The sequence below is a fragment of the Uliginosibacterium sp. 31-12 genome, assembly GCF_030548425.1.
Classification (GTDB): Bacteria; Pseudomonadota; Gammaproteobacteria; order Burkholderiales; family Rhodocyclaceae; genus Uliginosibacterium; species Uliginosibacterium aquaticum.
The window spans coordinates 42,614-62,412 of the sequence record NZ_JAUOOA010000010.1 but is presented as its reverse complement, the minus strand read 5'-3'; the positions used below and the strand labels follow the sequence as shown (position 1 = coordinate 62,412).

Genomic DNA, 19,799 nt, shown 5'->3' with positions numbered 1-19,799 from the left:
TCTTGCCAGCGAAGCTGGTCAAAACATTTCGTCTGGATCAAAAGTGTTAGGGGTTTGTCCTTATCGGGCGCGCAGATTACCGGGCTGGGACAGGCTTCGGGAAGCTTTTTGAGTGGCCGGGCCAAAAACGCAAACAAATGTAAAAGCCTATAAAGAAAGCAGGGTTTTTGGTCTGGGAGGCAGGATGACACAGCAAGCGCCGCGCGCTGAAGCGTGGCATGCCCGAGCGGCAAGCGAGGTGCTGGCCGTCCTGAATACCGATGAGGCGGGCTTGTCGGCTAGCGAAGCCGAGCTCCGTTTGCAGCGTTATGGCCCCAATCTTCTGCCTGTGGCTCGGGTGCGGCCGGCCTGGCTGCGTTTTCTGGATCAGTTCAATAACCTTCTGGTGCTGGTTCTACTGGCTGCCGGCGTGCTCACTTTGTTGTTGGGACATGTGCTGGATGCCGCTGTGATTATCGGCGTGACGATCGTCAATGCCCTGATCGGCTTTGTTCAGGAGGGGCGAGCCGAAGCGGCATTGGCCGCAATCGGCAAGATGCTGACTCCTACGGCGAGCGTGCTGAGAGGCGGCCAGCAACTCCCCATGGACGCTGCCCGACTGGTGCCGGGAGATATCGTGCTGCTAGCGGAAGGCGACAAAGTGCCGGCGGATCTGCGCCTTTTTGAGGTCAAAGCCTTACGCGTCGAGGAGGCTGCGCTGACAGGGGAGGCGGTGCCGGTAGAGAAGAGCGTGGCACCGGTTGGCCGAGAGGCTGTGCCCGGTGACCGGCTATGCATGGCCTTTTCCGGTACGCTGGTGGTGCACGGCCAAGGGCGTGGGGTGGTTGTGGCGACGGGCGCGGCAAGCGAGATCGGCCAAATCAGCGCCATGCTGGCAGCCGTGGAACGTATCGATACGCCTTTGCTGACGCGTATGGCGAGTTTTAGCCGGCAACTTACCCTGGCAATCGGCGTGCTGGCGGTGATGGTGTTTGCGCTGGGGGTGTGGGGCGCGGGCTATGCGTGGAGCGAGATGTTCATGGTGGCTGTGGGGATTGCAGTGGCGGCGATCCCGGAGGGCCTGCCGGCCATCGTGACGATCACTCTGGCCATTGGCGTGCAGCGTATGGCCAAGCGTAATGCCATTGTGAGGCGCTTGCCTGCAGTGGAAACGCTCGGTTCGGTCAGTGTGATCTGTACCGACAAAACCGGCACCCTGACCCGCAACGAGATGACGGTGCTGCGCGTGGCGACCGGCGAGCAGGTGTTTGAACTGGGCGGCACCGGTTATGGCCCGGAGGGAGGCATCCATGTGGGTGGTCGGCGTATCGAGCCACGTGACTATGTCGTGCTGGGGGAATTGGCACTGGCGGGCTTGCTATGTAATGACGCGCAGGTTCGTCAGGGCGCGGATGGCTGGCAGCTACAGGGCGATCCGACTGAAGGCGCACTGTGTACTCTGGCGCTCAAGCTCGGGCTGGAACGTGCTGAGGAGGCCGCACGGGCGCCGCGTCACGATGTGATTCCGTTTGCAGCCGAGCATCGTTACATGGCTACTCTGCATGATGCCGCCATTTACCTTAAGGGCGCGCCGGAGGCCGTGCTGGCGCGCTGTGACCGCCAGCGGGGCGATTCTGGTGATATGCCGCTTGACCAGGCTTACTGGCTGGCGCAAGAAACAGCCCTTGCTGCCGAGGGCTTGAGGGTGCTGGCTCTCGCGCGGCGGGTGCCGGATGCCGGGCAGGCCGAGCTGAGCCTCGACGCGCTCGGAGGTCAGTTCGTGCTGCTCGGGTTGGTGGGCATTATCGATCCGCCGCGCGAGGAGGTGCGTGCCTCGCTGGCACGCTGCCATGGCGCAGGCATTCGCGTGAAGATGATTACCGGGGATCACGCCATCACGGCGCGGGCCATTGCCAGCCAGCTCGGAATTGGCGGTGACGCGGGGCGCACGCTCACCGGCAGCCAGATCGAGGCCATGAGCGATGCCGATCTCCGGGCGATGGTGCATGAGGTGGATGTCTTCGCGCGTGCCAGCCCCGCGCACAAGCTGCGCCTGGTCGAAGCTTTGCAGGCGGGCGGTGCTGTGGTGGCGATGACGGGAGATGGCGTGAATGATGCGCCGGCCCTCAAGCGTGCCAGCGTGGGGGTGGCGATGGGGCAGAAGGGCACCGAGGTGGCGCGCGAAGCAGCGGGCATGGTGCTTACCGATGACAACTTCGCTTCGATCGGTCATGCCGTGGAGGAGGGCCGCACGGTCTATGAAAACATCCGCAAGGCTATCCTCTACATCCTGCCTACCAACGGCGGCGAGGTCGGTGGCATCGTGCTGGCGATGCTGCTGGGCTGGCAAATGCCGATCACGCCGGTGCAGATTCTGTGGGTGAACATGTTCACCGAGATCACCCTGTCGATCTCACTGGCCTTTCTGCCCGCCGCTGCGGCCTGCATGCAGCGCCCGCCACGTGATCCGGCCGAGTCCCTGATCTCGGGCTTCCTGCTTTGGCGCCTCCTGCTGGTCTCCCTTCTGATGGCCGGTGCAAGCCTGCTGGTGTTCCAGCTTGAACTCGCCTCAGGGGCGAGTATTGCCCAGGCACGCACGGCGGCCGTGAACATGATCGTGGTGGGTGAGGCGGCCTATCTTCTCAATTGTGGCGATCTGGAGCATTGCGTGCTGGGCAGTCTGTTGCGCAATCGTCCGGCGTGGCTCGCAATTGCGGTCGTGATGAGCCTGCAACTGGCTTTCACCTATCTGCCCATGTTGCAGCTGCTGTTTGGCACGGCTGCCCTGCCGGTGGCCAGTTGGGGCTACATCCTGCTGCTTGGCTTGATGCTCCTGTTGCTGGTGGAGGGTGAGAAAGGGCTCCGGATGTGGCTGGAACGGCGTACGTGAAAGCCCCTACTGGATACCTTCGGGCATCAGGGCTTTTGATAATTATCAATTGCTTGACATGGTCATAGCATGTTGGCTCCCACCGCAGGAGAGAGACAAAAATGAGCACAATCAATTCAGTCATGCAGGAAACCCGGGTTTTTCCGCCTTCTGCCGAGACAGTGGCGCGCGCCACGATCTCCGGCATGGCCGCCTACGAGGCTTTGTGCAAGGAAGCCGAAGCCGATTACAGCGGCTACTGGGCGCGTCTGGCGCGCGAGCACGTCAGCTGGAAAAAGCCCTTCACGCAGAGCCTGGATGAGTCTGAAGCGCCGTTCTATCACTGGTTTGCGGATGGCACGCTGAACGTCTCCTACAACTGCCTGGACCGTAACCTCGAGAACGGCAATGCCGACAAGGTGGCGATCATCTTTGAAGCAGATGACGGCAAGGCCAGCAAGGTCACCTATCGTGAGCTGCATGCCCTGGTCTGTAAGTTTGCAAATGGCCTCAAGGCACGCGGCATTGGCAAGGGTGACCGGGTGGTGATCTACATGCCGATGTCGGTCGAAGGGGTGGCCGCCATGCAGGCCTGCGCGCGCATCGGGGCGACCCACTCGGTGGTGTTCGGCGGCTTCTCGGCCAAGAGCCTGCAGGAGCGTATCTCGGATGCCGGCGCGGTGGCAGTGATCACGGCTGACGAACAGTGCCGTGGCGGCAAGAGTCTGGGCCTCAAGAGCGTGGTGGATGAGGCGCTGGGCATGGGGGGCTGCGAGAGCATCCATACCATGGTTGTGTATCGCCGTACCGGCGCCGCGATTGCCATGCAGGAGGGGCGTGACATCTATCTGGACGAACTGATTGCCAAACAGCCCGCTGAATGCGAGCCGGAGTGGGTGGGCGCCGAGCATCCGCTGTTCCTGCTCTACACCTCCGGCTCCACCGGCAAGCCGAAAGGCGTGCAGCACTCCAGTGGCGGCTATCTGCTGCATGCCATTCTGACCATGAAGTGGACTTTCGACATCCAGCCGCAGGATACCTTCTGGTGTACCGCCGATATTGGCTGGGTGACAGGCCACACCTATATTGCGTACGGCCCGCTGGCCTGCGGTGCGACGCAGATCGTGTTCGAAGGCGTGCCGACTTATCCGGATGCCGGGCGCTTCTGGCAGACCATCGAGGCACACAAGGTCAGCGTTTTCTATACCGCGCCGACGGCGATCCGGGCGCTGATCAAGGCCTCCGAAGTCGATCCGAAGGTCGCGCCGCGCAATTACAAGCTCGATTCGCTGCGCCTCTTGGGCTCGGTCGGCGAGCCGATCAATCCGGAAGCCTGGATGTGGTACTACGAACAGATCGGCGGTTCGCGTTGCCCGATCATGGACACCTTCTGGCAGACAGAAACCGGCGGCCACATGATCACGCCGCTGCCGGGTGTCACGCCGCTGGTGCCGGGCTCCTGCACCCTGCCGTTCCCGGGTATCCAGGCTGCCATCGTGGATGAGACCGGGCATGACGTGGAGTGGGGCAAGGGCGGCTTCTTGGTCGTCAAGAAACCCTGGCCGTCGATGATCCGCAACATTTACGGCGATCCGGAGCGTTTCAAGAAGAGCTACTACCCGGATGACCTGGGCGGGCGCCTGTATCTGGCCGGCGACGGTGCGATGCGCGACGCCAAGACCGGCAATTTCACCATCATGGGCCGCATCGACGATGTGCTGAATGTGTCCGGCCACCGCATGGGCACCATGGAAATCGAGTCGGCGCTGGTGGCCAACCCGCTGGTGGCCGAAGCTGCTGTGGTCGGGCGGCCGGATGAGCTCACTGGCGAAGCCATCTGTGCTTTCGTGGTGCTCAAGCAGGCGCGGCCCAGTGGCGATGCGGCGAAGGCCATGACCAAGGCTCTGCAGGACTGGGTGGCCAAGGAAATCGGGCCGATCGCCAAGCCGAAAGACATCCGTTTCGGTGACAACCTGCCCAAGACTCGCTCCGGCAAGATCATGCGGCGCCTGCTCAGGGCTCTCGCCAAGGGTGAGGAAATTACCCAGGATGTGTCGACCCTGGAAAACCCCGCCATTCTGGAACAACTCAGGCACTCGGCCTGAGCCGTTTCTGCAGCAGACCTGAGGGGCTGTGGCTTCAGACGCCACAGCCCTTTTTCTTGCGCGGGCGCCGGAGGGCTGGGGCGTGGTTCAGTCGGCAGTGAGGGTCAGCAGGATATCGGCGTACCAGGCGCAGTTAAGACCCAGCGCTTCATCCAGCTTCAGATCACGGCCGCCCACATCGAGGCGGGCCGAATGGATGCCCAGCAGGACCCACGGCAGCTGCCCCTGCGTGCAAAGCGTTGCGGCCCGGCGTTTGACGACCGGTGCGCCGCTGCCGCCGCGATGGGTGCGGGCATCAGTGAGAAAGTAGCCCTCGCCCTGAAAGCGCATGCCGAAAGAAGAGGCGATGCCCGCCTGGCGCACGACCGGCAGGTGATGGAAGTCGTCGTGAAAGCCCAGCGGAAAACCCAGGATCAGAATCGATTCACCGGCTTCGATCTGGTCTACTGGCGTGACCAGACTCTCTGGCCCGAAGGTGGCAATGACGCTGCCCGCAGGCAAGGCGGTGCGTTCGATTTCGATAATGGCGACATCGATTTCACCGGAGCCGTCGCTGCCCTGGCGCCACAGACTCTTCCCGTGACGATAGAGCGGAATCGAGAAACCTGTGGAACTGGCCATGTTGTGCGGATCGGTATGCAGCTCGATGACCAGCCGATCCGGGTTGTGCTTGCTGGGTTCGTCGAACATCACATGGCGGCTGGTGACCAGGAACAGGCGTTCGCCGCGAGCGAAGAAGAAGCCGCTGGCGTTGGTCAGGGATTGCGCGCCGTAGTAGGTGACGATGCGGGTGGTTGTGAGCAGGAGGGCTTCGATCATGGCAGGAGTGACTTGCACTCACGGCTTCGGAGGAGGGATGAGCAGCATACGCCGGCTCGCGCCGCTTGCCAGAACGAATCGTCGCTATGAACGCCTTGCAGATACGGGAAACTCAGAAAGGCAGGCGCCGACGGCCTTTGGCGGGAGAGATGGGGGCATCGGGAGCAGGGCCGAGCTCGGCGCGTTGTGGCTTGCGTGGGGCATTCAGCTCCGGATTGGCGAAGCGTACCTTGCCTTCGAGTTCGCAGCCGCGCATGCCTGGCGAACAGACGGCGCCCTGAACGCGCTGACAGACGCCGTTCACGTCGTGCGGGCAGCCCCACGCGCTGCTCATGGCGTGATTTCCTTGTGTGCGTGCGCTTCGGAGGCCTGCGCAAGGCGTGCATCGCGTCGCATGCGCCAGATCGTGTGGCTGTTCACCGCCAGGATCACTATTTCCAGCGCAGTGCCGCCAATCGAACCGGAGATGATGTTGTTGGCCACCCATAGCAGCGTGCCCAGCAGCATCACTACGCGCATGCGCACGCCGTGAAGCAGGAACAGGGCAAGTGTGCCGACGCAGGATGCGATCAGCGGAAACCAATTCCACCAGTGCTGGACCAGGGTGATGCCCAGTGCCAGATTCACGATTACCACTGTGATCGCTACCCAGATCGAACGGGTGTAGAGCGAGAGCGCTGAACGGATCGCCGAGATGCTTGAGCTGGCCATGGCGGTGGGATTGCCGAGCAGCCAGAAGTGGATCACGTAGGCGATGCACTCACCGAACATGTAGAGCTTGAAGTGGCGATCACTCTTCTGCAGGAAGGATGCAACGCCGAGGATGAAAGCCACATAGCCGACTAGCTGGGCGGGGGAAAGGACTTCGGTAAGCATGGAGGCGGACTGTGCTGCGCGGGTGGTTACTTTACGCCGGCACGGGCGGGCTGGTCGAGGCGCTGCCGGGTTATCTTGCAGTCAACTGGTTGACTGGAATACTGCAGATATCCATCCTGAATTGGATTTTCTGATGAGCTTGATCAGAATTCTGAATCTTGATCTGGAGTCATGCGGCTGAGCTTGAGAAAAATCATCGCAGCGAGCACCGCATCGTTGAGTGGATCGTGGCGTGGCAGATCCGGCAGATCCAGATCCTGCAGGATGCTGGAGAGACGCAGGTCCACTTCAGGGCGGTAAGCGGTGACCTTGCGGTCGTAATAAAGGCCGGAGACTTCGATGGCCGGGTTGGGCAAGTGGATGCCCAGGCGCGGCTGGATCTGACGGTTGAGCACGGCCAGATCGAATTCAAGGTAATACCCCAGCAGGGGGCGGGCACCGATGAATTCGAGTAGTAGGGGTAATGCCTGGTCCACGCTGAGGCCATCTGCCAGATCCTGCGCGCGCAACTGGTGGATCGGAATGCTGCCTGGCGCGATGCTGCCCTCCGGTTTGAGCATCAGACGCAGCGCTTCAGAGCGGTAGATGCGGTTGGCACGCACCGGCACCGCGGCAATGCTCAGGATCTCGGCCTGCTGCGGATCGAGGCTGCTGGTCTCGCAGTCGATGCTGATCCATTCATTGGCTGGCGGCCTGGTGAAGAGGAAGGCGTAAGCCGGATCGCGCAGAGCGCGGCGGGCGCGCCAGCGGCTGAGGCGATTGAGCAGGTTCATCCGAGGCGGGCCAACTGGAAGTGATGCTCGATAAGCTGGCGGAAACGCTTGACTACCCCCAGCGCGTCCTTGAGCAGATCGCGTTCCAGGGTGGAGAGCGCTGCGGGCTCGATCAGATTGTCCGGCGCGCGGCCCTGGGCGATGGAGTTGAGACCGTGCTGCAAGCGTAGTCCATGCAGAAAGCTGAGCGTTTCGCGCAGATCCTGCGCCAGCTCGGTGGGCAACTGACCGCAGGCCAGCAAGGCATCGATGCGCAGATGGCTGTTGGATGCTTCGATGCTGGCTTCGAGGGCGAGGCTGCGCAGGCCGTGCACCAGAGGAAAAATGCCGCCCTTCTTGATGTCCAGACGGTCGCGTTCACTGCCAGCATCGAGTACTAGGCGTGAGAAGAGGGACAGCGGTACGTTGAACTGCAACACCGGCAGGGCGAAGCGGGCGAGGAAAGGGGCGTCAAGCTCCGGCAGCGCCTGTAGGCGTACCGGCCCCAGCAGGCTGGCCTTGCCGGCGATCGGACGGGCATCGGCCCAGATGGCCAGACGCATCACGTTCTCGGCGCTGGCGCTGCGAATCCAGCCGAGCAGGCGGCTGCGCATCTCGCTGACCCCGCAGCACCAGTCCGGCTGGTTCAGCATGATGCCGCCAGGGCAAGGTGGGTAGCCGAAGGCCAGCAGGGTCTGGGTGAAGCGCTCGCAGATGGCGGCAAGATCGGGGTGCTCGAAGCCGTCCTCGATGAGCAGTGCGTTGTCCTGATCGGTCTTGAGTATCTGCTCGCCGCGCCCTTCCGAGCCCAGTACCAGCAGACAGGTGTGTGCCAGCATTTCAGGCGGCGCCAGCAGCGTGAATACACGGCCGAGCAGGTGGCGGCGCAACTCGCTCAGAAGATCGGCGATCTGGCTGACTTTCACGCCGTTGCGATGAAGCAGCGCAACCAGCTCTTCCATGCCGCGATTAGCCGCCATCAGCTCGACGATGGATTCGGCGCGCTCGATCTGGGCCAGCACGATGTGGGACTGGTTGGAGAGGAAGGAAAGCAACTCGACCTGCTCAAGGATGCCGATGATCTCGCCCTTGCGGGTGACGACCAGGCGCTGGATGGTGTGCGTAGCCATCAGCAACTGAGCGTGATACAGATAGGCCTCAGCTTCGATGGTGAGCAGCGGGCTGCGCGCCAGCGGGCCGACCGGGGTACTGGCAGCAGGGGCTTCGCTGATCACGAAATCACGCAGATCCGAGCGTGTGAAGATGCCCGCCTCTTTTTCGCCCTGAACCAGTACGCAGGTGGCGTGGTGCTTCTGCATTAGTTTGGCTGCGGCCAGCACCGGCTCTTGAGCCTCTACCCACAGGGCTTTGGAGAGGTAGGCTGCGTCCACCTTGCTCATCAGCATGGACTGTAGTTGTCCCTGTAGCGGGCGATTGGCCAATACTGCGAAGCGTGCCGCCACGTCCTGGTAGAAGAAGGCTCCAAAAACCGGGTTGCGCTGAGTGAGATCGAGCACCTGCTCGCGTGGCAAGCAGAACACCAAGGTGTCTTCCACCGCCAGCAAGCGGTGCTGGGCGCGGCCGCTGAGCATGGCGCGGGCATCGAAGATGTCCTGCGGACCGTAGTAGCCGAGGATCTCACCCTCGCCGTGTTCGGAAATCAGGCCCTTGATTACCACATAGAGTGTGTCGACTAGGCTGTTGGCTTCGTGCAGACAGGCATTTTTCGGGAAATAGGCGACATCGACACACTCGGCGAGGCGCTGGCGCTCAGCGGGGCTGAGGCAGTCAAACGGAGCGTGGTTGAAGTCGAATGGGGTGGTCACTCAGGTTCGCCTTCGGATGTTGTCCGGCACAATGAAAAACCCCGGGCCGAGGCCCGGGGCAAGTTGCTGCGGGAGGAAATCAGTGCTTGCTGGTCGCGCCTTCGGCACCCACGCCGGTCATTGAACGGATGAACTGGGGCAGGAAGGCTGCGCGTTCCTTGTTGGCCGATTCGCTGTTGTCCATCACCGAGAACAGCCAGGTGAAGAAGAAGGCTGCGGTCATCGAGAACAGGGCGGGGTTCTTGTAGGCAAAGATGGCTTCCTTGTTTTTCAGCACATCCACCCACACCGTCGGCCCCAGCACGATCAGCGCGACGGCCGAGATCAGGCCGATCAGGCCGCCAAGCACTGCTCCGCGGGTGGTCAGGCCTTTCCAGAACATGGACAGGAACAGTACCGGGAAGTTGGCCGAAGCGGCAATCGAGAAAGCCAGACCGACCATGTAGGCGATGTTCTGTTTCTCGAAGGCAATGCCCAGGAAGATCGCGACGATGCCCAATGCGACGGTGGCCATCTTGGAGACGCGGATTTCCTGTGCTTCAGTGCTGCGACCATGGCGCCACACGCTGGCATACAGATCGTGCGATACCGCCGAGGCGCCGGAGAGCGTCAGACCCGATACCACCGCGAGGATGGTGGCGAAAGCCACGGCCGAGATGAAGCCCAGGAACAAGTCACCGCCCACCGCGTTGGCCAGATGGATGGCCGCCATGTTGTTGCCACCGATCAGGCCCTTGGCGTCGGTGTATTGCGGCTGGTTCAGCACCAGCATGATGGCGCCGAAGCCGATGATGAAGGTCAGGATGTAGAAGTAGCCGATGAAGCCGGTGGCAAAGAACACGGATTTGCGGGCTTCCTTGGCGTCTGCCACGGTGAAGAAGCGCATCAGGATGTGTGGCAGGCCGGCGGTGCCGAACATGAGGCCGATGCCCAGCGAGATGGCATCGATCGGGTTGGAGACCAGCCCGCCCGGCGACATGATGGCCGTGTGCTTGGGATGCGCGTCGATCGCTGTCTTGAACATGGTTTCAAGGCTGAAGCCTGAGAGCTTGAGCACCATGAAGGCCATGAAGGTGGCGCCGGAGAGCAGCAACACCGCCTTGATGATCTGCACCCAGGTGGTGGCCAGCATGCCGCCGAACATCACGTAGAGCACCATCAGGATGCCGACCATGACCACGGCCGAGGCGTAATCCATGCCGAAGAGCAGCTGGATCAGCTTGCCGGCACCGACCATCTGGGCGATCAGGTAGAGCGCCACCGTAACCAGGGTGCCCACTGCCGAGAAGGAGCGCACAGGGCCTTGCTGCAGGCGATAGGAGGCTACGTCGGCAAAGGTGTATTTGCCCAGGTTGCGCAGGCGCTCGGCCACCAGAAAGGTGATCAGTGGCCAGCCCACCAGAAAGCCGATCGAGTAGATCAGGCCGTCATAGCCGGAGCCGTACACCAGCGCCGAGATGCCAAGGAAGGATGCGGCGGACATGTAGTCGCCCGCAATGGCCAGCCCGTTCTGAAAGCCGGTGATGCCACCGCCGGCAGCATAGAAATCTTTCGCTGAGCGGGTGCGCTTGGCGGCCCAGTATGTGATGTAGAGCGTGGCGCCAACGAAGATGAAGAACATCACGATGGCGTGTATGTTCAGGGAGCGCTGCTCAACCGCGCCACCAATGGCATCTGCAGCCCACACTGGCAGGCTTGCCAGCAGGCTCATGAGGAAAATGGAAAGACGCTTCATTGCTGTGCCTCCTCGACCACTTCGCGGGTCAGCTGGTCAAACTCGGTATTGGCTCGGCGCACGTAGATGCCGGTCAGTACGAAGGCCGACAGGATCACGCCGACGCCGACCGGGATGCCCCAGGTGATGACAGTGTCCGGGCCGAGCGGCGTGCCGAAGAGCTCCTTTTTGAAACCGATGATCAGGATGAAGGCGCAGTAGATGGCCAGCATGATGATGGACAGGGACCACGAGAACACACGTTTGGTGTGAACCATGGCAATGAACTTCGGATTATTTTGTATCCGTTCGATCGTGGGTGAAGTCATGTCTCTCCTCCGATGATGGGCCCGGCTAACAGTCGGGTTGCGCAGACTCTATTCAAGTCATGGTCTTTGTGGCTAATGACTATTCCTGATAGGCGATATCATTCACAGCGATGCACAATCTGAAAAGCTTGCAGAGCAAGGGTTTTCAGGGTGCTCCGACCATTCGGGCAAAAGTCCCGGCTAGGTGTTAACCATTATCGGAATGTCATGGAACTTTATCAGCTGCGCAGCTTCCAGGTCGTTGCCCGTCAGGGGCATCTGACCCAGGCTGCCGAACTGCTGCATCTCTCGCAGCCAGCCGTTACCGCACAGATCAAGGCCCTGGAGGAAGAGCTTGGGGTAAGTCTGTTCGATCGGGTAGCCAGCGGCGTGCAGCTCACCGATGCCGGCAGCCGCTTGCTGGTCGATGCCGAGCGTGTGTTGAGCGATGCGCGCGCCCTGATTGACCACGCGAAAAGCATGGAAGGCGAGCTGCGCGGAAGGGTCCGAATCGGTACCCTGATCGTGCCGGCGCGCCTGCGTCTTGGCCAGTGGCTACGAGATGTACAGCGGCGCCATCCTTTGCTGGAAGTGCATACGCGCCTTGGGCTGTCGCGCGATCTGCTGGGCGAGATCCGCCGCAATAACCTTGATTGCGGATTCTTTCTGGGCCGGGACAGTTTTTCCGGCATGTCTGCGATCACCCTGGCCGAACTGGGCTTCTGCGTGGCGATTCCCTCTGAGTTGGCCGATGCCCTGGCTCATGCTGACTGGCAGCAAATGAACAATACGCCCTGGTTGGGCGTGTCGCCGCGCTCGACGATCGCCACCATGACCGCCGAACTCTGGCGTCAGCACAACATCCATCCAAGGGTGGTGGGGGAATTCGATGATGAGGCGACGCTCGCCGAACTCATCAAGAACGGGCTGGGCCTCGCATTGCTGGCCGAGCGCACTGCCAGGCGCTTTGCGGCGGATGGTGCGTTTGTATTGTGGCGTGGCGGTGAAGTCGTCAGCCGCGCGCCTTTGCAGTTCATCTACCCCTCCGAGCGCGAGGGGGATCCACTGCTGATGGGCTTGCGTGATTCGCTCAAGACGATCTGGGATTTGCCATGAGTGCGGGCATAAGCGAAACCGGCAAGACCCGGCCGCGCCTGTGGGTGGATGCCGATGCCTGCCCGGTGGTGATCAAGGAAATCATCTTCCGCGCCGCCACCCGCAAACAGCTCGAAACCATTCTGGTCGCCAACCAGATGTTGCGCACGCCGCCCTCACTGCATATCCGTGCCGTGCAGGTGCCTTCAGGCTTTGATGTGGCCGACAACTACATCGCCGCCCAGGTGCTGCCGGGCGATCTGGTGGTGACGGCGGATATCCCGCTGGCGGCGCAGGTGATCGAGCGTGGCGCGAGTGCCATCAACCCGCGTGGCGAGCTATACACCGCCGCCAATATTCGCGAGAGCCTGTCGATGCGCGATTTCATGGAAAGCCTGCGCAGCAGTGGCGTGCAGACTGGCGGCCCGGCCGCCTTCAGCCAGGCCGATCGGCAGGCCTTTGCCAATCAGCTGGATCGCTTGCTGGCCAAGTTTGCGTAGCCTGGATGGAATGAAATGGAATCCGGGACGGGCTCCCGGATTTCGCTGCGCTGCATCCTGGCTACATCGAGCTTTCGGCCAGAAGCCGCTTTTACAGCCCCCTTCAAGCGTGCTTGCGCTGGTGGTTCTGAACCACTTCCAGAAACTGCATGCCGTAGGCATCCAGCTTGCGGTCGCCCACGCCCGAAAGCTCGTACATTTCGTCGAGGCTCATCGGGCGCTTGTCGAGCATCTGCTTGAGTGTGGCATCGCCGAAGATCATGTAGGCCGGTACGTTCTGCTCTTCGGCCAGATCGCGTCGGCACTGTCTCAATGCGGCCCACAGGGTGCGTGCTTCGTCCGATTCGAACTCCATCTCGCGGCGTACGCTGGTGGCGGCCTTGGGGGCAGCGGCACGCACGCGTTTGGCCATGAAGCTTGCTTCGCCGCGCAACACGGGCCGGCAGGCGTCCAGCAGCATCAGGCCGCCGAACTCATTCACGCCGAGCAGACCCTGAGCGACAAACTGGCGCAGCAGCGAGTTCCACTGCGCTTCGGGCAGTGCCTTGCCGATGCCGAAGGTGCTGAGCTTGTCGTGACCACGCTCGGTGATCTTGGCGACGGACTTGCCCATCAGGATGTCGATGATGTGCGCCGCCCCGTAGCGCTGGCCGCTGCGGTAGATGGTGGACAGGGCTTGCTGCGCCGGCAACGAGGCATCAAAGGTCTCCGGCGGCGTGATGCACATGTCGCAGTTGCCGCAGGGCGTGGATTCTTCGCCGAAGTAACGCAGCAGCACTTCGCGGCGGCAGGCCGGGGCTTCCGAGTAGCCCAGTAGCGCTTCGAGTTTTCTCCGCTCGACGCGTTTGACTTCATCCGGCGCTTGCGACTGCTCGATCATTTCGCGCTGCAGCACCATGTCCTGCAGGCCGTAGGCCATCCAGGCGTTCGACGGCAGGCCATCACGGCCCGCACGGCCGGTTTCCTGATAGTAGGCTTCGAGTGACTTGGGCAGGTCGAGGTGGGCCACGAAGCGCACATCCGGCTTGTCGATACCCATGCCGAAGGCCACGGTGGCGCACATCACGATGCCATCGCCGCGCACGAAGCGGGTCTGGTGATCGGCACGCACGGCCGCGTCTAGGCCGGCGTGATAGGGCAGGGCAGAGATGCCCTCGGTGCGCAGCCAGGCGGCTGTTTCCTCGACCTTCTTGCGCGACAGGCAATACACGATGCCGGCATCCCCCTCGTGGTGGGTGCGGATGAATTTCAGCAGCTGTTTGCGCGGATTGTCCTTCTCCACCACGGTGTAGCGGATGTTGGGGCGGTCGAAGCTGGAGACGAAGACGCGCGCTTCTTCCAGCGCCAGGCGTTCGATGATCTCGGCGCGGGTGGCCGCGTCTGCCGTGGCGGTCAGCGCAATGCGCGGGATGTCTGGGAAGCGCTCGTGCAGGATGGTGAGCTGGCGATACTCGGGGCGGAAGTCGTGGCCCCATTGCGAGACGCAGTGCGCCTCGTCAATCGCAAACAAGGCGATGCGCGAGGACTCGATGAGTCCCTGGCAGCGCGGATTGAGCAGGCGTTCAGGGGCAACGTAGAGCAGATCCAGTTCGCCGGCCAGCAGCTGACGCTCGATGGCGCTGGCCTCGGAAGCTTCCAGCGTGGAGTTCAGGAAGGCGGCGCGCACACCCAGCTGGCACAAGGCCTGAACCTGATCTTGCATCAGGGCGATCAGGGGCGAGACGACGATGCCGCAGCCCTCACGCAGCAGCGAGGGAATCTGGTAGCACAGCGACTTGCCGCCGCCGGTGGGCATCAACACCAGTGCGTCGCCACCGCCTTGCACATGCCCGACGATGGCCGCCTGCTCGCCGCGGAAAGCCGGGTAGCCGAAGGTGTGGCGCAGGGTGTGGAGCGCGGGATCGAGAATTTCAGGCGAATTCATGATGCATTGGCGAGACGCCAGAGAGAGGTGACTTCACGTGAGCGGGCTGCATGCAACGGGTCGTTCGCGTCCATCGCCTTGGGGTGCTGCGGGCGGGTGTCGAGGCGATTGACCACGCGCAGGCCGGCGTCCTGTATCCAGCCGAGCAGTTCGTCGCGAGTCCGCAGGCCGAGCAACTCGGCAATGTCCGAAATGATCAGCCAGGCTTCGCCGCCGGGTGCGAGATGCGCGGGCAGGCCGGCGAGAAAACCGCGCAGCATGCGGCTATCGGGGTCGTACACGGCAGCTTCAACCGGCGAGGTCGGCGTTTCCGGCAGCCAGGGCGGGTTGCATACGATCAGCTTGGCCTGGCCGGGTGGGAACAGGTCGGCCTGCAGCAGCTCCACCTGATTCGTGAGGCCGAGGCGCTGCAGATTGTCGGCCGCGCAGGCCAGCGCGCGCGGCGCCATGTCGGTAGCGATGATCTGGGCTACACCGCGTTTGGCGAGCAGGGCGGCGATCACACCAGAGCCGGTGCCGATATCGAAGGCGGTGCTTTTGCCCGGCAGGGGTGCTTTGGCGATCAGATCCAGATACTCGCCGCGCAGCGGAGAGAACACGCCGTAGTGAGCGTGGATGTTCTCCCCCAGTTCTGGCACCTGCACACCCTTCTTGCGCCATTCGTGCGCGCTGACCACGCCCAGCAATTCGCGCAGCGATACCACGTAGCTGGTGTCGACCGGGCCGTAGGCTTCCAGGCAGGCTTGTGCCACATCTTGCGCACGGCGGGCCTGAATAGCGTGAGTGGCGTCGACTTCGATCAAGAGGCGCGCCAAGGCTTGAGCACGCGCCGCTTGCGCAGCACGGTGCTGGCGGAAGGCTTCGAGCGCGGTGGCGGGGGCTTTGCCGGGGCGGCTTTGCTGCTTGTCCGCACGGCGGCTCATGGCTTGCAGCAAGTGGCGGGCGTTCTGCCAGTCGCCACGCCACAACAGGCTAATACCGGCCTGCACGAGGCGCCAGGCTTCGGCGGCGGGCAGGGTGTCGTCAATCAGGCGCAGTTCGGTGGGAAGCGTGGCTGCGGCTTCGGATTGCCAGCGCGCCGTGCGTTCGCTGTCCGCTTCTTGCCATGTCAGGTTGGCGTTCATGCCTGCTGCGCCAGAATATCCAGCGCCACAGCTTCGGCCAGCTCGATGCCATCCACGGCGGCCGACATGATGCCGCCAGCGTAGCCGGCACCTTCGCCGCCCGGATAGAGTCCGCGCGTATTGATGCTCTGATAATCCGCTCCGCGCTTGATGCGGATTGGCGAGGAGGTGCGCGTTTCCACGCCGGTGAGCACAGCATCGGGCAGGTCGTAGCCACGGATCTGGCGGGCCATGGCCGGGATGGCTTCGCGCATGGCTTCGATCACGTAGTCCGGCAGGGCGGTGGCAAGATCAGTCGGCATAACCCCGGGTTTGTAGGAGGGCTCGACGCTGCCAAGTTGTGTGGATGGGCGGCGGGCCAGAAAATCACCGACCAATTGCGCTGGCGCGAAGTAGTTGCGCCCGCCCAGCTCGAAGGCGCGCGATTCCCAGTGGCGCTGGAAGTCCATGCCGGCCAGCGGGTTCTCAGGTGTGGCACCAAAGTCTTCCGGATTCACATTCACGACGAGGCCGGCATTGGCATTGCGCTCGTTGCGTGAGTATTGGCTCATGCCGTTGGTGACTACGCGGCCTTCTTCGGAAGTGGCGGCCACAACCGTGCCGCCCGGGCACATGCAGAAGGAATACACGGCGCGGCCGTTCTTGGCGTGATGCACCAGTTTGTAGTCTGCCGCGCCAAGCAGTTCGTGACCGGCAAAACTGCCGAAGCGGCATTCGTCGATCAGGCTCTGCGGATGTTCGATACGAAAACCGATGGCGAAGGGCTTGGCTTCAACGTAGATGCCACGCTGATGCACCATCTGGAAGGTGTCACGGGCGCTGTGGCCGACAGCCAGCACCACATGACGCGAGGGGATGAACTTGCCATTCACGGTCACGCCTGTGACCTGTCCATTTTCGACGGCGATGTCTTCCACCTTGGCTTCGAAACGGATCTCGCCGCCCAGCGCGATGATCTCGGCGCGCATCTTCTCGACCATACCGACGAGGCGGAAGGTGCCGATATGCGGGCGGTTGATCCACTGAATTTCTTCGGGTGCACCGGCTTTCACGAATTCATCCAGCACCTTGCGGGTGAGGAAACGTGGGTCCTTGATCTGGCTGTAGAGCTTGCCATCCGAGAAGGTGCCGGCGCCGCCTTCGCCGAACTGCACATTCGATTCAGGATTCAGCTTCTGCTTGCGCCACAGGCCCCAGGTGTCTTGCGTGCGCTCGCGCACCGCCTTGCCACGCTCCAGCACGATGGGGCGAAAACCCATTTGCGCGAGGACCAGCGCGGCGAGGATGCCGCAGGGGCCGAAACCGATGATCACCGGGCGTTCGCCGAGATTCGCGGGTGCCTGCCCGACGAACTTGTAGGCCATGTCGGGCGTCGGCCCGATGTGGGATTTGCCCGCGAAACGCGTGAGGATTGCTGCTTCGTCGGCAAGCTCGACGTCCACCGAGTAGCTCAGCAGGATGGCGCTCTTCTTGCGCGCATCCGGGCTGCGTTTGTAGACCTTGAAGGAGAGGAGATCGCTGGCGGGGATATCCAGACGCTCAAGGATGGCGGCGGGCAGGGCGGCCTCAGTGTGATCGAGGGGCAGCCTGATTTCGTGCAGACGGAGCATGGCAGGGGCCTGATGACTATTCAGGAGGGCAAAACGGAGAGCGCCATTTTACCTGCTCGCGCCGCTCTCTCCCCACATGTTTGCCGACACGGCGGCCAGTTCCGGCAGCAGATGGCTGACCAGAGCCAGCTGGCGGATGATGCGACGCTCCTGTGGCGGGGTGTCTGACGGGATTTCGTCCAGTTCCGTCAGGGACGGGAGTGGCAGCGCTTCTGCCGTCACGACCTGGCGTTGCTCAAAGGCTGTCGCCAGGCGCGCTAAGCAATCGCAAGCCTGACGACCCGCTTCGGCCACCAGTTGGCCGTGCTGCCATTGGCTGATCTTCTCGCGGTGAGCCCCAAGCGCCGATATGTAAGCGAGCAGGGTGTGGCTGGAGGTGAGGAAATGGAAAGCCTGCTCCGGCGTGAGGCGGTGCTGGTCGGGCTCGCCGAGCATCGCTGAGAGGGTCAGCGAGAGTTCGGCGTCGGCGTTGTGGGCATCGCGCCGGGCGATGCGGTAGCCGAGGTGATCGTCCTTGCCGCTGTTGTACTGGGCGAGGACTTCATTCAGATAAGTACTGGAGCGTGCGAGGGTCTTGCTCATCGCCAGATGCAGGCGCCGGCCTTGCCAGTCCGGCAGGATCAGGGCGACTGCACCACCGGCCAGTAGCGCGCCGAGCACGGTGTCGAGCAGGCGCGGCCAGATCAGCGCATAGCTGCTGCCGAGCTGGTTAAAGCACAGTAGCACCAGTACCGTGATGCTGGCGGTGGCCAGCATGTAGCGGTCTGCACGCCAGAAGAAGAAGGCCACGCCGGAGACGACGGCCAGCCCGAGCTGGGCCTCGTCCTGCGGGAAAATGTGCAGAAAGGCCCAGCCGCCGACCAGCCCCAGCATGGTGCCGCTCACACGCTGGCCGAGGCGCTTCCAGGTGTCGCTGTAAGTGGGTTGCAGCACGAATACGGTCGTCAGCATCACCCAGTAACCCTGCGGCAGGTTCAAGAGATGCAGCAGGCCGTAACCGGCGGCCAGCGCCAGGCTCAGGCGCAAGCCATGGCGGAAACGGCCGGACTTCGGGGTGAACTGCATGCGGATGCGCTGTAGCGCTTCGCGCAGGCTGGCCGGATTGCTGTCGCGCAGGGTGGTGTCGTCCGTCTGCAGCAAAGCGTCGGGATTGCCGGCGTTGGAGAGCTGGCGGTCGATGGTGGTCAGATTTCGGGTGAGATCGGCCACCGGATCGGCGTTGCGGCGCCAGTCGGTCTCGGTGCTGGCTTGTACATGGCGCAGGGCGGCGCCGAGCTCATCGAGGGCTGGCAGGCTGTCGCGGCCGTAGTTGAAGTACTTGTCCAGCGCGATGGCGCGGGCCAGCTTGGCGCAGGCCTCGCCCTGCAGGCTCATCAGGTGGGCACAGCGGAAGAGGATGTCGCTGCGTGCAAATACCCGGGAAAGCTCGGTGTAGCTCTGGTGAGAGGAACTGGCGCGCTCGTGGATGTCTTGCGCCAGGAAATACCATTTCAGAAAGCGCGCACTGCGCGGACGCGGCTGGCCATCCTTCATCCAGCCCAGTAGCACCTGACGGGCCCGGTTCATGCGCTGCACCAGCAGGCTGTTGTGTTCGGCCAGTGCCAGGCGCAGGGCGTCCGGGTGACGGCCGGGAATCGGCTCCAGCAGTTTGGCTTTCAAGGCCAGGTAACTGGCCAGCCCTAGATAGACTGAGGCGAGGATCTGGCGGGCTGGGCGCGCCGCGAAAGCCAGCACCCATACCAGAGAAATCCCTTCGTACCAGGCTGCGCCGGCAAGCAGTTGCAGCGGCTCATGCCAGATCGGCGCCAGCTCCTGTCCGGGCCGGCTGGCGCTGAGCATGGCGTAAATGCCCAGAATCAGTGAAGCGCTGGCGACCCGCGCGTAGCGTTCGCTGATCGCGCCCAGCATCACAAAGCCGAATGTAGAGAGCAGCAACCCGCATACGAAAAGCCAGGGCCAGGCAAACAGCAGGCGAACCGAAAAGGCTGTGGCGGCAAAGCAGGAGAGGGTGACGAGTACCGCCAGCAGGCGGCCCAGCGGGCGATCTTCGGTTTCGGCCAAGGCGGCGGCGATCACTCCGAGGATGGGGCCGATCAGCCATTCCGGCCGGTCGAGTGCCAGGCATAGCCAGACCACGCCGCCCAGGGCGAGCGCCACCTTTACGCTGTCGCTGGTCTTGTCATGCGCCCAGAACTGGCGCCAGAGTTCGAAAAATGAGGTTTGCATGGAGGGCAGCAAAAAAGGTGGCTTCCTGTTTCTACGCGACAGCCTAAGGGCAGGCGTGGGACAATTCCACCC

At 62.8% G+C, this 19,799-nt stretch carries 15 protein-coding genes; 4 read left to right on the top strand and 11 right to left on the bottom strand.

Features of this window, described 5'->3' with window-relative positions:
• The first annotated feature begins 184 nt into the window (after positions 1–184).
• Together Q3Y64_RS17030 and acs are read left to right on the top strand one after the other, a co-directional pair.
• Positions 185–2,869 carry an HAD-IC family P-type ATPase gene (locus Q3Y64_RS17030; RefSeq protein WP_303563658.1) on the top strand — a complete coding sequence of 895 codons (2,685 nt, stop codon included), beginning with the start codon at positions 185–187 and terminating at the stop codon, positions 2,867–2,869.
• A gap of 101 nt (positions 2,870–2,970) precedes the next feature.
• Complete coding sequence (acs, locus tag Q3Y64_RS17025; RefSeq protein WP_303563656.1) at positions 2,971–4,953, top strand: acetate--CoA ligase; 1,983 nt, start codon at positions 2,971–2,973, stop codon at positions 4,951–4,953.
• 87 nt (positions 4,954–5,040) lie between these two features.
• Here the strand turns inward: acs and Q3Y64_RS17020 are convergent, their stop codons facing one another.
• The 7 genes from Q3Y64_RS17020 to Q3Y64_RS16990 all read right to left on the bottom strand — a co-directional run bounded on the left by Q3Y64_RS17020 (position 5,041) and on the right by Q3Y64_RS16990 (position 11,269).
• On the bottom strand, positions 5,041–5,790 hold the full coding sequence (locus Q3Y64_RS17020; protein WP_303563654.1) for a trypsin-like peptidase domain-containing protein: 750 nt from the start codon (positions 5,788–5,790) through the stop codon (positions 5,041–5,043).
• 94 nt (positions 5,791–5,884) lie between these two features.
• On the bottom strand, positions 5,885–6,106 hold the full coding sequence (locus Q3Y64_RS17015; RefSeq protein ID WP_303563652.1) for a hypothetical protein: 222 nt from the start codon (positions 6,104–6,106) through the stop codon (positions 5,885–5,887).
• Positions 6,103–6,648 carry a YgjV family protein gene (locus Q3Y64_RS17010; protein WP_101942916.1) on the bottom strand — a complete coding sequence of 182 codons (546 nt, stop codon included), beginning with the start codon at positions 6,646–6,648 and terminating at the stop codon, positions 6,103–6,105. Before Q3Y64_RS17010 ends, Q3Y64_RS17015 begins: the two co-directional genes overlap by 4 nt.
• Before the next feature lie 143 nt (positions 6,649–6,791).
• Positions 6,792–7,421, bottom strand: a complete 630-nt coding sequence (locus tag Q3Y64_RS17005) for a 3'-5' exonuclease (protein ID WP_303563650.1) — start codon at positions 7,419–7,421, stop codon at positions 6,792–6,794.
• Positions 7,418–9,226 carry a putative nucleotidyltransferase substrate binding domain-containing protein gene (locus Q3Y64_RS17000; protein ID WP_101942913.1) on the bottom strand — a complete coding sequence of 603 codons (1,809 nt, stop codon included), beginning with the start codon at positions 9,224–9,226 and terminating at the stop codon, positions 7,418–7,420. Before Q3Y64_RS17000 ends, Q3Y64_RS17005 begins: the two co-directional genes overlap by 4 nt.
• 79 nt (positions 9,227–9,305) lie before the next feature.
• On the bottom strand, positions 9,306–10,961 hold the full coding sequence (locus Q3Y64_RS16995) for a cation acetate symporter (RefSeq protein WP_368506664.1): 1,656 nt from the start codon (positions 10,959–10,961) through the stop codon (positions 9,306–9,308).
• A complete protein-coding gene (locus tag Q3Y64_RS16990) occupies positions 10,958–11,269 on the bottom strand; it encodes a DUF485 domain-containing protein (RefSeq protein WP_101942910.1) in 312 nt (103 codons plus the stop codon). The genes Q3Y64_RS16995 and Q3Y64_RS16990 overlap by 4 nt, the downstream gene beginning before the upstream one ends.
• 207 nt (positions 11,270–11,476) lie before the next feature.
• Here Q3Y64_RS16990 and Q3Y64_RS16985 point away from each other — a divergent pair, with 207 nt between their 5' ends.
• Together Q3Y64_RS16985 and Q3Y64_RS16980 are read left to right on the top strand one after the other, a co-directional pair.
• Positions 11,477–12,364, top strand: a complete 888-nt coding sequence (locus Q3Y64_RS16985) for a LysR family transcriptional regulator (protein ID WP_303563647.1) — start codon at positions 11,477–11,479, stop codon at positions 12,362–12,364.
• Entirely contained in the window at positions 12,361–12,843 is a 483-nt protein-coding gene (locus Q3Y64_RS16980; protein WP_101942906.1) for a YaiI/YqxD family protein, read from the top strand. Before Q3Y64_RS16985 ends, Q3Y64_RS16980 begins: the two co-directional genes overlap by 4 nt.
• A gap of 103 nt (positions 12,844–12,946) precedes the next feature.
• Here the strand turns inward: Q3Y64_RS16980 and recQ are convergent, their stop codons facing one another.
• The 4 genes from recQ to yccS are packed head-to-tail and all read right to left on the bottom strand — an operon-like array spanning position 12,947 to position 19,727.
• Positions 12,947–14,767 (bottom strand): DNA helicase RecQ, encoded by a 1,821-nt coding sequence (gene recQ / locus Q3Y64_RS16975; RefSeq protein ID WP_303563644.1) that lies wholly within the window; start codon positions 14,765–14,767, stop codon positions 12,947–12,949.
• Complete coding sequence (locus Q3Y64_RS16970) at positions 14,764–15,891, bottom strand: class I SAM-dependent methyltransferase (RefSeq protein ID WP_303563641.1); 1,128 nt, start codon at positions 15,889–15,891, stop codon at positions 14,764–14,766. Before Q3Y64_RS16970 ends, recQ begins: the two co-directional genes overlap by 4 nt.
• Positions 15,888–17,501, bottom strand: a complete 1,614-nt coding sequence (locus Q3Y64_RS16965; protein ID WP_303563637.1) for an NAD(P)/FAD-dependent oxidoreductase — start codon at positions 17,499–17,501, stop codon at positions 15,888–15,890. Before Q3Y64_RS16965 ends, Q3Y64_RS16970 begins: the two co-directional genes overlap by 4 nt.
• A 48-nt stretch (positions 17,502–17,549) precedes the next feature.
• Entirely contained in the window at positions 17,550–19,727 is a 2,178-nt protein-coding gene (gene yccS, locus Q3Y64_RS16960) for a YccS family putative transporter (protein ID WP_303563635.1), read from the bottom strand.
• Positions 19,728–19,799 lie beyond the last annotated feature (72 nt).

What these genes read in the sequence shown, in the direction of transcription:
- Q3Y64_RS17010 (WP_101942916.1), bottom strand. Translation starts at nt 6,648, where the DNA reads ATGCTTACCGAAGTCCTTTCCCCCGCCCAGCTAGTCGGCTATGTGGCT.
- Q3Y64_RS17030 (WP_303563658.1), top strand. Translation starts at nt 185, where the DNA reads ATGACACAGCAAGCGCCGCGCGCTGAAGCGTGGCATGCCCGAGCGGCA.
- Q3Y64_RS16990 (WP_101942910.1), bottom strand. Translation starts at nt 11,269, where the DNA reads ATGACTTCACCCACGATCGAACGGATACAAAATAATCCGAAGTTCATT.
- Q3Y64_RS16970 (WP_303563641.1), bottom strand. Translation starts at nt 15,891, where the DNA reads ATGAACGCCAACCTGACATGGCAAGAAGCGGACAGCGAACGCACGGCG.
- acs (WP_303563656.1), top strand. Translation starts at nt 2,971, where the DNA reads ATGAGCACAATCAATTCAGTCATGCAGGAAACCCGGGTTTTTCCGCCT.
- Q3Y64_RS16965 (WP_303563637.1), bottom strand. Translation starts at nt 17,501, where the DNA reads ATGCTCCGTCTGCACGAAATCAGGCTGCCCCTCGATCACACTGAGGCC.
- Q3Y64_RS16995 (WP_368506664.1), bottom strand. Translation starts at nt 10,961, where the DNA reads ATGAAGCGTCTTTCCATTTTCCTCATGAGCCTGCTGGCAAGCCTGCCA.
- yccS (WP_303563635.1), bottom strand. Translation starts at nt 19,727, where the DNA reads ATGCAAACCTCATTTTTCGAACTCTGGCGCCAGTTCTGGGCGCATGAC.
- Q3Y64_RS16985 (WP_303563647.1), top strand. Translation starts at nt 11,477, where the DNA reads ATGGAACTTTATCAGCTGCGCAGCTTCCAGGTCGTTGCCCGTCAGGGG.
- Q3Y64_RS17015 (WP_303563652.1), bottom strand. Translation starts at nt 6,106, where the DNA reads ATGAGCAGCGCGTGGGGCTGCCCGCACGACGTGAACGGCGTCTGTCAG.
- recQ (WP_303563644.1), bottom strand. Translation starts at nt 14,767, where the DNA reads ATGAATTCGCCTGAAATTCTCGATCCCGCGCTCCACACCCTGCGCCAC.
- Q3Y64_RS16980 (WP_101942906.1), top strand. Translation starts at nt 12,361, where the DNA reads ATGAGTGCGGGCATAAGCGAAACCGGCAAGACCCGGCCGCGCCTGTGG.
- Q3Y64_RS17005 (WP_303563650.1), bottom strand. Translation starts at nt 7,421, where the DNA reads ATGAACCTGCTCAATCGCCTCAGCCGCTGGCGCGCCCGCCGCGCTCTG.